Raw genomic sequence first — 14,201 nt, forward strand, 5'->3', positions numbered from 1 at the left:
ATTTTTATATTGATAATTTTTCACAAAGATATGACAAAACTCAAGTGTAATGATTATGGGTTTGAGTGTGATTTTGTAGCTGAAGGAGAAACAGAGTCAGTTATTGAAGAATTTAGAAAACATACAGATGAAGAGCATGGAATAGATTACTCTAAAGAAGCAGTTATGCAATTTCTCTTAAGAAAACAAGGAATATAGGAAATTTAAGCATCCAATCTTTTCATTCTAGCAGATAAAACAGGAAGTTCTTTTTCTATGATTTTCTCTACTGCAGGAACAATACCTATTCTAGTTTTTACACTTTCTTCATAAAGTTCTGCTATTTGATCTCTGAATAATAATTTGATTCCAGGTAGTGCTGTAATTCCCTCATCAACAGTTCGTGGTTCTGATAAATCTAAAATGAGAGTACCTTTTTTCTTTTCCTCCATAACTAATCGAATTCTTTCATATGTGATTAAGAAATAATCACAAGTTGTTGCAACAAAAATAATGTCGTATTTATCAAATCCAATTAAAACATCATTAAAATCAACAGGAGTTCCTCCAAGAATTGTTGAAAATCCAGTAGCACGCTCTAAACTTCTACTTGCAACATCAAAAGAAATGTTTTTTTTACTCAAAGTTTTTGCAAGCATGGCTGCAGGCTCACCAGTACCAATTATCAATACTTTCTTTTTAGAATCAAGACCTGCTTTTTCATCAACGAGTTTTACTGCAACATCACCTAATGAGACAACATCTTTTGCAATACCAGTCGTATCTCTCATTCGAGCAGCTAATCTAATAACACTTTCAAATAATTTATTGAGAATGTTACCGGAAACACCTGCATTCTTGGCATCTGTTAAGGCTTTTACAATATCATCAAAAACACTTTGCCATCCAACAACTAATGAATCCAATCCAGATGCGAGTCTTAAGAGATTCAAGTACACATCGTCTCCTTTGTAAACTTCAAGTGTTTGATCAAAGTGATCAATGTCAATTTGTTCTAAAGAGGACAAAGATACCCAAGTATCTTTAACTTGATTCAAAACAAGTGTTTTACCTTCTGCTCTTCTTGCATCAGGAGAGTCACCAGTTTCAACATTGCTTACTGTAAATATTTCAACTCTAGTTGCAGTTTGAATTATAATACATTCTTCAACACCAGGTATTTTTTTAAATTCTGCACATGCTGCAGGAACATCTTTGAAAGTAAATTTAGATATTGCATGAATAGGGATATTTTTGAAAGTTACTCGCGCATTCATTACATCAAAAGAGATTTGACTCAAATCATTCACCTATGCGTTAATCTTGTCCCGACCACCTTTGGCAGTTCTAAAAACATTCATTCCTAAATAGAAATTCTCATGTAAAGATTCCAAGTAAATAATTTGATTCTCTGTATCTTTAATTTCTTTTTCATTTGGATCAGGATTATTTTTTAATTGTTCAAGTTTCTGTTTCATTTCTTCTAAGAATGAATCAACGCCACGCTCGTAATTTGAAACACCAGCAAATTCGGGACTAAGAACATGTTGAGGAACATAAGCAGGAGTATGATCATGATATACCTCTGCAGCTCTAGTGAGAGATTCTTGCTCATCTGCTGAAAGGATTGGTCGTGGAAAACGATCTGCTTTATCTAACCAAAATTCAGGCTCACCCATATCACGTCTAAAAATTTCTTCACCTTGTCTCTTGAATGTATAATCTGATTTTGCAGCAGCATCTGCTTTTACTTCAGCTGCAATTGCTTTGTATTCTTCTTCAGCTGCTGCTTCAGCTTCTGCTTTTGCGGCTTCTGCTTTAACAAGAGCTTCTTTTACTGCAAATTCTGCCTCTTCAACTGCTTTAGCTGCAGCTTCTGCTTTTGATGTTGCTTCTTCTGCCACTTTAACTTGTGCAACTTTAACTTCATCAAGAGCATCTTTGACAACAATCTCTGCTTCTTCAACTGCTTCTTCTGCAATTTCAGTTTTTGATATTGCTTTTTCAGTTACTTTAGCTTCTGGACTTACAGTTTCATCTGAAGATGACTTTTTAGATGTTAAATCTTCAGTAGATTTTGCTTCAACTTTAGATTCTTTTTTCTCCTCAGACATCAAAATTTACTAAAATTGCCTGAATTTTAATATTCTTGTGAGATTCATCTATAGTCTATTCCTTTTTCAACAATATTTTCTTGAAATTTTATTTTGATCGATGTAAATGATACCTAAATGTATGAAATAGAAATAATGGCGCCCTCGGCGGGATTGGTTAAATCAAATTGACACCCCTACTGATTTAAGGCCTGATTTTTGCCTAAGAATGAAAATTCACCTGAATTAGCAATAATTGAATTAAATAGTTAGGGTTTATGAGCTCATTTATTTCATCGATCCGATCAAAAGCCTAGTCGTCGTCAGGGTAAAAATCCTCCAACATTGTCATAATTTCTTTCTTTATTACAAAATGTGCAACGTTCTTCACCTTTTTCATTTTTTTGATAATCATGAAATAGTCTAAATCTACATAATGTATGAAACAGTTTTTCTAACATTTTTAATTTATCCTGTTTTTCATTTCTGTTTTCCTCTTTTCCAAACTAAAACAAAACCAAACCAGCAACTACACAAATCATTTTATCATATAATAGATAATTTGCCAGTTTAATTTTTCCTGTGTTTCTGGAAAAATACATGCTAAATTACTATTTGGCCTTTGAGTAAGAACATGCTCTGGATTTGGACATGTAATTTCAGTTATAGAGGTTTTTTGTTCTATTTGTTGTTTAAGGGAAGCAGTTGATGGGTATGGTAAACCTTTACAGGGTTCTATAGGTTTTCCACTTTCTTGATCAATTAAACACACACCATATGCAGAAGTCAATGTAAATATCACAGAACCTGTGATCATAGCTCCCAGTAGGATGAATAAGAATTTAGTTTTCATTTTCTATTTCTTATTTCCTAAATATATGAATTCATAAATTATTGCATCATCGTTAATTGCACATAGTTCCATCGGAGGGCGCATGCTAAAACTAGTCACCTTGGATTCTTTTATTGTCCCTTCAAACGTATTTCTGATATCAGACTCTACAAACTTTCCGCAAAAAGAAACAACATCTTCATCATAATCAAAGTTATACTTGCCCACCACAAACTGATTTGAAACATTAGACACTTTGGTTTCTGCAAGATAATCTTGCAGTAACTTTCCAACAAATTCTTCTTCTATTTTATCAAAATATGATAGGATACCGACATTCTCTATTACCTGCTGTTTTACAATAGAACATGTGCATGAATATTCATTATGCTTGCACGCATGGGGATTACTATCATATAATTCAGATCTAGTTAGAGTATCTCTACTGAAACCCCCCTCATACCAATAATCTTCCCCATCATCAGATTCTATAAATGCGCAATAGCCACTAGAAGGCGGATACGATGACAGTGTTAATCCCTCTTGAAAAATATACTTTCCTTTAGAGTATTCTATGTTCTCTTCTGCAAGTTTAGATTTCAAGTTATGCTCTACAACAAGATGTCCCAGTTTGCCATAATCTACTTGATTATATTTTTCATTGATTGGCAGAGGAATCTCTAACAGATCAATCTTGTTGTATTTATTTACTGAATAGTCAACTGGCTTGTTCTCTGTTGTAACTTTGATGTTTCTAATGTAATTTCCATCAAGGTTTTCAACAGCATATGCATCTAGATGTATCGTATAATTTTGTCCCCGACCTTCAAGATACAAAGGTATGATTATCTCACCCCCTTTTTTGATTCCCATAAAAGATGTAGAAAAGTTGTCATGATCACAATCTAATGCCAAATCCGAACAAATGGCATAAGCAGGATCTCTTGTTATTTTTACCTGACTTGTATTTGGAATGTATTCAACAAAAGATTCAAAAACAAATTTTATTCCATTACTGTAACAAGTGTTATTTTCTAAAACAGGTCCAGGATCGCATGTCATATTGAATAAATCCCATGCCTCTTGTCTGATGATACAACGATCAGTAGCCCATCTTCCATCCACTTCTTCACAAGCGGTTTGGTTCACATTTGAAAATAAGTTTGAGATTAAAAATAATGAAGAAGAAACCAACACAATTCCAACAATTATCAAGAGTCTAGTTTTCATTTTCCCAAACTCCATCCCCGTTCCATCAGAGCTCTGGCAGTATCTCCCGTGACGCACACTACTGCAGAGTAATCATGCTTGATCAGCATACTATGACTTTCATTCTTGCAGTCAGTGCCAGAAATGGCCTTGCTGAACTTTTCAACTACAACAGTGCCTCCAATGTTAGAGTCAGTTGTTGCAGGAGAATTCTTTAGTTTGGCATAGTAATGGTGCGTGTACTTTCCTGGTTTTTCCAGTACAAACGGAGACTTTACAAGAAATGGCTTGTCAGAGTTTACCTTCAGTTCAAATGACTTTGCAAACTCTGCGTTTTGGTAAAATTCGTTGTGTTGTTTTCTCATTTGCATTATAAACTCTTGGTGTTGGGCATCAGTTACATTTTCTCCTTTTGGAAGGGGAGTCATCTTGTCTCCCTTGTCAAATGCATATCCTACAACTGCACTAAATGTTGAATTTGCAGCAAAGTTATCATCGCTAAAATCTACCTTTTGCACTACAAAGAACTGTTCTCCTGCTTGCACAATGGAACGAGGCATCATATTTTTTGTAAATATTGAAGCGTCATTTTTTACATCCAATTCACCCCATGGAATTTTTTCATAATCTACTTGACGGGAAATCTCATCTCGTGGTCCAAGAGATAGAATCAACGAGTCAGTCCATCCGCTCTTGAATAAGCCTGCATGTGAATTATTTCCTTCAAAAGACATGCTGAGAAAAATTTTCTCATACTCTATTGCAGAATCTACAGTAATTGTAACAGGAATTCTTCCAATGGAATTTTTATGTATAGATATGGGTTCAAAATCAAAAGATACATGCGATGCCGCATTTTTAGGAGAAATTTCAATTACTGGAATCACATCACTAAGCGCCCAAGGGCCTACAGTATACTGTAGTTTGATATCAAATGTGGTTGGAAAGTGGCGAGAAATCTCCGAAGGAATTTTCTCAAAACTTGATGTTCCAGAAAAGGATTCGACAGCAAATGCAGACGGAGTTAAAAGAAATAATCCTGCAGAGAGCATTCCAACAATTATCAAAGGCCTAGTTTTCATTTTTTAATTCTCCAAACATCTTCCCAAAATACTGTGAATCATCACTTATGGCACATAGCAATGGTAACTCTTTTGAAATTTTATAATCCTCGACTTTTCCGTTGATGATTGCACCGTTGAAATAACCGTATGTGTTTGTGCCCCAAATCTTTCCACAGTAACCTACCGCAGAAGGATTTGTGTAATTGACATTGTGTTGTCCAATCATGAATTTGGGTGTCCTGTTTATGTTTTCATCATACATGTAATCTATCAAAATATTTGCATACTCTTCTTGTTCCTTAATGGTAAAATAATTCAATTCATCTAGTGTCAATGCAGCCAATTCCATTTGTGCATTACAAAAACAAGACGATGTATTCACTTTACATTGCTGTGGATTTTCTGAATAAAGTCGGATCTCAGTAGGTGCCGAAATTGAATTAATTCCAAACCAATGAACATTAAAATCAGAATCCATCACACCTCCACAACCAGGATCCCCTCGTAAGTGAATCCCTGATGTTACAACTAATTTGTCTTGCAGATAATCTATTTTGTTTTCAACTAGTAGTTTTTCTACATCCGAGATTCCCGTATATCTTGAAGATAACATATGGTTAATATCCACACTAGTCCAACCTCTCTCAATCAGTTTCTCTTTTGTTGATTCCTTTACACATGCGGGTGAACCATCATACTTTTGGAGTAATACTAAATCATCTTTGCATTGTATTTCATCAGCAGACATTCCAGATTTTATCTGATTGGTAGGCTTTGAGAGTTTCTTTATTTCAATAATTGGTTTTGAGACACCATCAGATTTGACATGCATGTCTTCAAACAGTCCTTTTGATACAGATGATGGATCATCATAGTCTACTACATAACCATATACTGGATAGCATACATCATTTTGGTCATATGTCAAAACAAGAACTCTCAAAAGAAAATTCCCGTGATGGAATTCTGAATATGTGCGAGGATTGCCCGGCTCATCACCTGTCTTAAAATGTTCAAAGGTTGCAGACGGATAATGTTGAAGGAATTGTTTAACTACAGGATCTTTATCCAGCATTGCCTTTACTGCAACTTTATCATTTACATCGCACAATCCCGTCTTAAAAGAATCATGATCAGATATTATGTCAAGGTAAACGTTTCCTACTTGCTTGTATATCATAGTCTTGTAGACATCTAATGTAAAAAGAGGATTGTGTTTGTCATTAATTCCAACAGTTATCACTGAATTTTTTGGATTGATGTATAGAGACGAAACCGGAATTCCTGAATCTTTATCATTCATAATTTGGTTTAAGATGTTAGAGGTCTTGTCTGCTTCTCTGAATTCGTCTGACATGACATGGATGGTTCCGATTACATCACTTGATCTATGCTCGGCTAAAAATAATTGATATTGCCCAGGTTGAGAAAACAAAAAGGATGATTTTCTATCAGAAGCAACCATAGTATGAAATCTATCATCAGAGCTCCAACTACCTCCATCTTTACCATCCATGTAGATGCCAGTTGAAATACGGCGTGTATCAGGCGTAATGTTGTGTAGTTCTACAACAGTTCCAACATCTACACTCACCACTGAAGGATCCATGCATGCAACTAGACAGTCATCAGATGAGTCAGAATATATCACGACTGTCTTTTTTGAATAGGTCTTACCGTCATCTAATGCTGAAAATGTGATCTTATCTGCAATTAGCCGGACAACACCATAAGAAATATCTGAAACATAATTTCCTTCTTCAGGTGGAACAAATTGATAACTAACAGTGATTGTTTCATCAGATTTTAGACTGATTGACTGTATTTGATGATCTAATATTTTGTCGTCCATATTACGTGTAGAGAATGCAATTTCAAAATTTCTTGTATCTTCTTCATTGTTTGTTATTATAGATTCAAAGATTATTGGTTGTCCAACAACCCCAGAAAATACAGAAACACCATCAGTATTTTTTGCAATTAACGGATCAGATTCTAATGCATATGCAGGAGAAATCGCAAACAATCCAGCAATAGAGATCAAGCCAATAATTATAAAAAATCTAATCCTCATTTTCTTTGTTTTAGATTCATGTGTTCATAAAAGATTCTATTGCATGTGAAAATCTGAGATCTGTATCGGTAAATTTTGAATAAATAAATTTGAAATTTAGAAAATATTAAAATAAATTTCCAATATCATGTAACCTCTAATAACGAGTATTAAAATCAGAAATTATGATAATGCCAAATCAAAGTCTTGGAATTGCATGTTTTCTAATACTGAGTGTCTCATTTTCAATCATATTCATATATCTAACATTGTTTGAAACATATACAACACCGACTTTGGATGTTGAAGGCAATTTTGACGGTGTTGATTTTAACAAAAAGAAAATTCTAGTATTAGGTGCAAGTTCAGTCGATGTCCTGAATTTTACCAGTATTGACAGGTATTTGGCAGAGCACGGATTTATGGATTATGAGGTATACAACCTTACCGAAGATGGAGATAGGCCAACTGAAAGAATCACTCAGATTCAAGAAATCATAGACATAGACCCAGATTTAGTCTTATACGGGATTGGAATGAGGGAGTTTGGATACGACACTTTTTCTCCAGGCATGACAAACTGCTTGCCACTCAACTATGATGCATTTTGGAACATGCGAAAAGAGACGCCAAACAAAATAAAAATCACAGATACATCCTATGATACAAACTATTTTGAACCACTGGCAATAATAAAAAATGAAATCAAAAGGAATACAGTACACATATTTCCAGACTTTGTAGAACCAAAGTTTGCAACTGTTTCACTATTGAACAATGCATTATATCAAAAAGACATCCGCACAGAGTCGTTTCTCAATAAAAATTATACAGAATTAAAAAAACAGGGGGGCGTAAACAAGATTGTTTCAAATGAAATATTAAAAGAAAAAATAAAACACAGGGTTTTTGGTTATTGTGAGGATACGAATAAAGATGAATTGAGTCATCTCGGAATAATTCTGGAAAGATTGCAAGAGGAAAATATCGACGTAAAGGTTTTTGTGGCACCATACAGCGGGCCATACCTTGATGTACTGTCTGATCTTACAATCCGGCATTATTTTACAGGATTGTACAAGACTACAAACAGTTCCAATGTGGAACTCTATTCCTTTTTGGATAGATACAAAAATCTTGACATTTTTTATGATGCAACCCATGTAGCAGCTAGCCCAGAGTCGTCTGTATATAGTGAAGAATTTGCATTTTTTACATTAAACATCATAGACAATAAAAGAGACCACACAACACAAAATCTATCCGAATTTCAATATGGGAAACTACCAAGTGAAAACATGAGTAAAGAACAAATAAACAATCTCCCATCCCTGGAAAATCTAAATCTTTCTGGAGTTGATCTTGCAAAAGAAAACATATCTAGAAAGAAAATTATTGGTAGTGATCTTACTCAGGCAAATCTCGAACAGGTTAATTTTTCATACTCTATTTTCACTGATACGGTATTAAACGGGGCAAACATGTATTTTGCAAATCTAACCAACACAAAAATCACCAACACGTCGATGAATGGTGCCAATCTGATATTTGCAGACGTTACAAACGCAACATTGTCAGATATTGATTTGAGGCATTCGCTCGTTATGAGAGTAGATTTCTCAAATCTCAACATAACAAACATTGATTTTTCAGGAGCAAACCTGTTAAGTGCAAATTTCAGTAATTCTCAAATCTCAAATGTTGATTTTTCAAGTGCTGATTTATCCATGACGGATTTTAGAGGAGCTCAAATTGACAACAAAACAAGGTTTACAGGCACAAAACTGATTGAGTCCAATCTCAGTAATTTTGACATGTCATTTTTGGACTTATCAGGTGTTGTATTGACAGGTGCAAATCTTACAAACACATCATTTAAGGGCTCAGAATTTACATTCTCTGATCTCTCTGGAGTAGATCTTTCAACATCGGACTTGAGTGGAGCTATATTGCTTGCAACTGATTTGAGTTTTACAAACATTCCAAACGCACAATTCTCACAAATAAATGCAAAACATGCCAATTTTGAAAATGCAAATTTAACTAATGCTGATTTTTCTTTAGCAGATTTTATTGCAGCCCAGTTTGTGAATTCTAATTTGACTGGAGCAAATTTTACAGGAACCAAGGTACAATTTGCTAATTTTACCGGAGCAATTCTTGATGGTGCATACTTGCAATGTCTAGATAATCTGATTTGTGATGAAAGGACACGATAAGAATGCTTTTCAATACAATTGAGTTCATTGTCTTTTTCATTCTAGTTGTATCTGCAATAGTTGTAATTAAAAACCGCAGCTATCAACACCTATTTTTGCTAGTTGCAAGCTATTTCTTTTTTTATTATTCATCAAACTACTTGGTTACGCTATTAATTTTCTCCACCATTCTGGATTTTTACATAGCCAAAAAAATATATCAGCAAAACAATAATTCAGCACAGAAAAAAATTCTGCTAATTGTAAGCCTTGTTGGAAACATTGGATTGCTTGGATTTTTTAAATATGCTGATTTTGCAATTGCACAGTTTAACTTTTTTGGAAATTACTTTAACCTATCTGATCAGATAGAGTTTCTTCACATTGCACTGCCAATAGGTATTTCATTTTATACATTTCAGACAATCAGTTACACCATAGATGTTTATCGAGGAAAACTTGAACCATCAAAATCATTTAAGGAATTTGCACTTTATGTTGCATTTTTTCCACAGTTAGTTGCAGGTCCAATTTTACGTGCCAGTGATTTCTTGCCTCAACTAAGAGAAAAAATTAAAAATACAAAGACAGTTTTAGAATCCACAACAAAGATAGGTAAAAAGATACAATTATCTATAATTTCAATAGAACCCAACAACCTCAAACTAGGAATTACAATAATGGGATTTGGGTTTGTAAAAAAAATGTTTTTTGCAGATAACATTGCACCCATGGTAGATGAAATATTTGCAAATCCCATGGGATTGGAGTCATTTTCAATCATTTTAGGCACCATAGGATTTGGAATTCAAATCTATGCCGATTTTTCAGGATACACTGACATTGCCATAGGAATAGCCACAGTATTGGGCTTTAAAATCCCAGTGAATTTCAACCGTCCTTATTTTGCAATATCTCCAAGAGATTTTTGGAAGCGATGGCACATCTCTTTATCAACATGGCTACGAGATTATCTGTACATACCACTTGGAGGCAATAGGAAATCATCAGTGGGAGCATATGGAAATTTGTTTGCAGTGATGATCGTGGGCGGAATTTGGCACGGTGCTGCATGGAATTTTGTAGTATGGGGATTACTACATGGGATATATCTTGCAGCATCTAAATTTCTTGGAAATAAAATTCCTCAATTCACGTTACATCCATTTTTTAGTACTCGAATTGGTAAAATCATATCAATTTTATCTGTACAATATTTTATATTTTTAGCATGGATTCCATTTAGAGTTCAAAATTTTGATTTTATGTTGTACTCTATGCAAAAATATGTCTTGATAGATTTTGCTACAGAGAAAACACTAGAGTTAATGTCCTCAAATAAAATATCTGTATTCTTGATTGTTCTTTTTGTCATAACATGTATCATATCATACAAGAAAAATATTCATCAATTAGCATCTAATTTGTCTCTGAGAAAATGGACATTGGTTATGATATTGTTTGCAGTAATGATTTTGGCATTGTATAATGGCACTCCACAAGATTTTATTTATTTCAAGTTCTAAAATTTATTAAAAATAATCAACATCAACGAGTTTCAAAATAATTCTTGTAAAGGGACAGATCTTAACAGATTATTATCAATATTCTAGTTTTCATTTTGTATCTCTAATCTTCCAAACTAAAACAACAGGAGCAACAACATACATTCCAACAATTAATCCTATAGAAGACATTCCAAAAAACAAAACATCAAATTCTGAATCTTCTTCTGCCAAAGTCATTATCGACAGTGTTGTAATCATAGGAGTGATGAATAGTTTCACTGCATCCTTGAAAACAGGGTTTTCATTTTCCCATTGTGCAATTGTTGGAGAAAACAAGTAATAGATTGAGTTAAAGCCACTCATGAATATTTGTCCAGATTTTGTATTCAGTAATGTATTGTCTCTAATTTCTCTAAGCATTTGTACCTGTGGTGCCAATTCTGAGCCATATGATGCAGTAGCTATCAAACAATCACCATGAGTTGTTTGCAATTTTAAAACATGGCAAGAACCATCTACAAATGCTGTTCCTTTACCACATACAGGTATTTCTAACCATGTGCAAGTTTCAGATGAAAGAAAATGAGTTGAATTGTTATGGAATAAATCATCTTTTAGAATTGGTTTATCCTGTAATGTACAATATCTTTCCAATTGTTCTCTAGATTCATCTGATTCGGGATGCAAAGTTGTATCAACTAGAAACTGAGTAGCTAAAACAGTCGTGAGTGAAGAGAAAGACAGAATCACAGCAAATGCAACAATTATCAAAAGTCTAGTTTTCATTTTCCAATTCTCCTGTAAATCAAAAATGCTACAACACCAACACTTGCAAGGACAGGAAGCAATACAAGCAATCCCCCAACACTGATGTAATAATATGTGATGATTACTTCAAAACTGTCCTTGTTAGAATCAGAGTATCTTGGTGCATTTGGAACCCCATCTTCTTTTTTGAACATTGATTCAGGATAATCCCCAATTGCAGGGGCCTCATCATTGATGAAATAATAGAAGTAAACATTATAGTTTTCTTGATTTCCAAATTGGGACCCATGGTATATCCATTCATACAGGATACCTTTGTCTAAGGCATAGTTCATTTCGCTTTTTTTAATCTCCATCCATTCTGTTCCTTTGTAATTGTAATATTGCTCCCATGCAGATTTAACTTCAGATTTGGGTACGGGCCACATATCAAAGCACGGTGCATCGAGCCAATCAGTATTGACATTACAATCAGCATGCACAAATTGAAATATGCTAAAGTTCTGAAAATTAATTCCTTCTGATAGTAGGCTTACTATTGGAATGACACCAAATAACTTCCAAGTACACTCAGCATTATCAATGTAAAGAAGACCGTTGGTGTATTGATAACCTATGGCAAATTGTAATGTTCCAGCTTGCACCATTTCACAACTGCCATAAACTTTGGATAGATTTGGCATGGCAAATGAAATAATAGCAAATGCAATGATTGCCGATATTATTATCAGAAATTTAGTTTTCATTTTCTACTCAATCAATAATTGCAGAAGATATCCTGTATAGTCTGTCCCGATATTCAAAAAATGGCGAAAAATCTCCACCTGCAGAATAGCCGTACTGTTTTCCGGATTCCAGTCTTAGCCAGTCATAGATGTCGTCATGGCTGGAAATTGGATAGTCCTTGTCGATGTTCTTTCTGTACTCGCTGGGTCTGCCAGGAACTTCTGCAAATCCTTCAGGAGTATTCAGTTCCAACAGCATGTCAAAATACACGAAATGCATGTTATCATCTGTAACCTTGATTGGGGGAGGATAATCTGAGTTTTTTTCAGTTCGGAACTGCTTGTATTCTTCCCAGTCAGAGACGCTAATTGTCAGTGAGACTGAGCCCTCGCGGTCACGGATTACAACGTCGGATTCGGGGGGAAAGTAACCTGCTTGCTCTGGAAATTGCTCAAGCGGAAAGTCAGAACCATATCCATGAACATACAGTTCAAACAAACTATGATTGTTCATGCGAGGCCCAAGATAATACAGTTGCACCCATGTCCCGTCAGCCATTTGGAAATAAGGAACCGAGCCTATCCTATTGTAAGCAAAGGCACCACCACGCTCTGTAACCTCAGTCCATTCATAGGGCTTTTGCATTGCATCAATCCACAAATCTTCGGATTCTTCATCAAAGCCAGTACTGCCCAAATTGTGACTTAGCATGTCATCGCCATACTTTTCAATGACGTCTGAGGGGTATTCTGCAAATTTGATAAGATCAGACTCTACTGGAAGGTATTCCTCTGCAAGCGTCATCTCGTAATAACTTGGCCCCTTGTGATTTGTCATTGCAAAATTAGTGCCGTTGGGCTTTAGAACATTTTGGTAATGGTACTTTTCGTCATCAGTCAGATACGTTGCGCCGTATCTGGATGCCTTCCAAAGAAAGTCATAGTCCCAATTCTGATAGTGTATGGGGTGAAACGAGTTTGTTTCAAAAGAGCCAAGCGGCTTTTTGACAGAATACAGCACATGCATTTTTGAGACATTCTTTTTGCCATCGTGCAAAGTAGAATGCTTGGCAAAGTCTTCAGATGTGAGAACAGTCACTGCCCATCCTCTCTCAATAAGTTTCTGTTTTGTTAGTTCCGTTACACATGCAGGAGAACCATCATGTTTTTGAACCAACACTAAACCATGTTTACAGTATATTTCGTCAAAAGGAACACCAGAATCAAATTGCTTTAACGGATTAAATGTCCACGTAACTGGATAGACTGTACGATCAAGTGAAAATGAAGAAATGGTGTGGTGAGATACAAATTCTCTTTCAATGCTTCCACCATCAATTTGCACTTTGATGGTATATTTTCCAGATTTGTCAATAGTTACTAGATTGTCCTCATTAAAACCAATTTTGATTTGTGAGGTAATCAAATTAGGAGTCTTATTTGGATCACACAGAGCGTAAGAACCCTCACCCCATACAGAATTACCATCTTCATCAATTATTTCTGCATTAAATGAAGTACAATCCCCATATTCGATTCTTTCCAAAATGAACATGATTGGTTCCCCCACCTTATTTTGATATGAAAAATCAATGAATCTATAGTTTGGCTCTCCAAGATTTATGTTGGCATCATCACAAGGTAGTGAAATACAACTTCCAAAAGCAGAAGGAACAAAAACTGTAAAACTAACCAAAATCAGAAAAATTACAAAATACTTCATACAATGTGAAATCTCAGCCTGTCATTGAAAAATGCTTCTGATGTTTTAG

Annotated in this window: 12 protein-coding genes; 3 read left to right on the forward strand and 9 right to left on the reverse strand. The window is 34.8% G+C overall.

The window, feature by feature from the left end:
• Positions 1-30: 30 nt before the first annotated feature.
• Positions 31-198: a DUF1059 domain-containing protein gene (locus ACW9W4_RS01015; RefSeq protein WP_457760680.1), complete on the forward strand. Its 168-nt coding sequence runs from the start codon at positions 31-33 to the stop codon at positions 196-198.
• A 5-nt stretch (positions 199-203) separates the two neighbouring features.
• On the opposite strand, the gene ACW9W4_RS01020 is transcribed toward ACW9W4_RS01015, so the two are convergent.
• The 6 genes from ACW9W4_RS01020 to ACW9W4_RS01045 form a co-directional block, all read right to left on the reverse strand.
• A complete protein-coding gene (locus ACW9W4_RS01020; RefSeq protein WP_457760681.1) occupies positions 204-1,280 on the reverse strand; it encodes a glutamyl-tRNA reductase in 1,077 nt (358 codons plus the stop codon).
• Positions 1,281-1,289: 9 nt separating this feature from the next.
• A complete protein-coding gene (locus ACW9W4_RS01025) occupies positions 1,290-2,093 on the reverse strand; it encodes a hypothetical protein (protein WP_457760682.1) in 804 nt (267 codons plus the stop codon).
• A gap of 517 nt (positions 2,094-2,610) precedes the next feature.
• Entirely contained in the window at positions 2,611-2,925 is a 315-nt protein-coding gene (locus tag ACW9W4_RS01030; RefSeq protein WP_457760683.1) for a hypothetical protein, read from the reverse strand.
• A 3-nt stretch (positions 2,926-2,928) separates the two neighbouring features.
• A complete protein-coding gene (locus ACW9W4_RS01035; protein WP_457760684.1) occupies positions 2,929-4,134 on the reverse strand; it encodes a hypothetical protein in 1,206 nt (401 codons plus the stop codon).
• On the reverse strand, positions 4,131-5,195 hold the full coding sequence (locus ACW9W4_RS01040; RefSeq protein ID WP_457760685.1) for a hypothetical protein: 1,065 nt from the start codon (positions 5,193-5,195) through the stop codon (positions 4,131-4,133). Before ACW9W4_RS01040 ends, ACW9W4_RS01035 begins: the two co-directional genes overlap by 4 nt.
• A complete protein-coding gene (locus ACW9W4_RS01045) occupies positions 5,185-7,251 on the reverse strand; it encodes a hypothetical protein (protein WP_457760686.1) in 2,067 nt (688 codons plus the stop codon). The genes ACW9W4_RS01040 and ACW9W4_RS01045 overlap by 11 nt, the downstream gene beginning before the upstream one ends.
• A 164-nt stretch (positions 7,252-7,415) precedes the next feature.
• Here ACW9W4_RS01045 and ACW9W4_RS01050 point away from each other — a divergent pair, with 164 nt between their 5' ends.
• Positions 7,416-9,449 (forward strand): pentapeptide repeat-containing protein, encoded by a 2,034-nt coding sequence (locus ACW9W4_RS01050; protein ID WP_457760687.1) that lies wholly within the window; start codon positions 7,416-7,418, stop codon positions 9,447-9,449.
• A gap of 266 nt (positions 9,450-9,715) precedes the next feature.
• Positions 9,716-10,954 (forward strand): MBOAT family O-acyltransferase, encoded by a 1,239-nt coding sequence (locus tag ACW9W4_RS01055; protein ID WP_457760688.1) that lies wholly within the window; start codon positions 9,716-9,718, stop codon positions 10,952-10,954.
• 90 nt (positions 10,955-11,044) lie between these two features.
• Here the strand turns inward: ACW9W4_RS01055 and ACW9W4_RS01060 are convergent, their stop codons facing one another.
• From ACW9W4_RS01060 to ACW9W4_RS01070, 3 genes are read right to left on the reverse strand one after another with little or no spacing between them, the layout of a single operon-like run.
• Positions 11,045-11,722, reverse strand: coding sequence for a CFI-box-CTERM domain-containing protein (locus ACW9W4_RS01060; RefSeq protein ID WP_457760689.1), 678 nt, complete (start codon positions 11,720-11,722; stop codon positions 11,045-11,047).
• Entirely contained in the window at positions 11,719-12,450 is a 732-nt protein-coding gene (locus ACW9W4_RS01065; protein ID WP_457760690.1) for a hypothetical protein, read from the reverse strand. The genes ACW9W4_RS01060 and ACW9W4_RS01065 overlap by 4 nt, the downstream gene beginning before the upstream one ends.
• A gap of 7 nt (positions 12,451-12,457) precedes the next feature.
• Positions 12,458-14,152, reverse strand: a complete 1,695-nt coding sequence (locus ACW9W4_RS01070; RefSeq protein WP_457760691.1) for a hypothetical protein — start codon at positions 14,150-14,152, stop codon at positions 12,458-12,460.
• Positions 14,153-14,201: the final 49 nt, after the last annotated feature.

This window comes from Candidatus Nitrosopumilus sp. bin_7KS (genome assembly GCF_054095835.1).

Coding starts and splice junctions, on each gene's coding strand:
- ACW9W4_RS01070 (WP_457760691.1), bottom strand. CDS start 14,152: ATGAAGTATTTTGTAATTTTTCTGATTTTGGTTAGTTTTACAGTTTTT.
- ACW9W4_RS01050 (WP_457760687.1), top strand. CDS start 7,416: ATGATAATGCCAAATCAAAGTCTTGGAATTGCATGTTTTCTAATACTG.
- ACW9W4_RS01040 (WP_457760685.1), bottom strand. CDS start 5,195: ATGAAAACTAGGCCTTTGATAATTGTTGGAATGCTCTCTGCAGGATTA.
- ACW9W4_RS01045 (WP_457760686.1), bottom strand. CDS start 7,251: ATGAGGATTAGATTTTTTATAATTATTGGCTTGATCTCTATTGCTGGA.
- ACW9W4_RS01065 (WP_457760690.1), bottom strand. CDS start 12,450: ATGAAAACTAAATTTCTGATAATAATATCGGCAATCATTGCATTTGCT.
- ACW9W4_RS01030 (WP_457760683.1), bottom strand. CDS start 2,925: ATGAAAACTAAATTCTTATTCATCCTACTGGGAGCTATGATCACAGGT.
- ACW9W4_RS01025 (WP_457760682.1), bottom strand. CDS start 2,093: ATGTCTGAGGAGAAAAAAGAATCTAAAGTTGAAGCAAAATCTACTGAA.
- ACW9W4_RS01060 (WP_457760689.1), bottom strand. CDS start 11,722: ATGAAAACTAGACTTTTGATAATTGTTGCATTTGCTGTGATTCTGTCT.
- ACW9W4_RS01015 (WP_457760680.1), top strand. CDS start 31: ATGACAAAACTCAAGTGTAATGATTATGGGTTTGAGTGTGATTTTGTA.
- ACW9W4_RS01035 (WP_457760684.1), bottom strand. CDS start 4,134: ATGAAAACTAGACTCTTGATAATTGTTGGAATTGTGTTGGTTTCTTCT.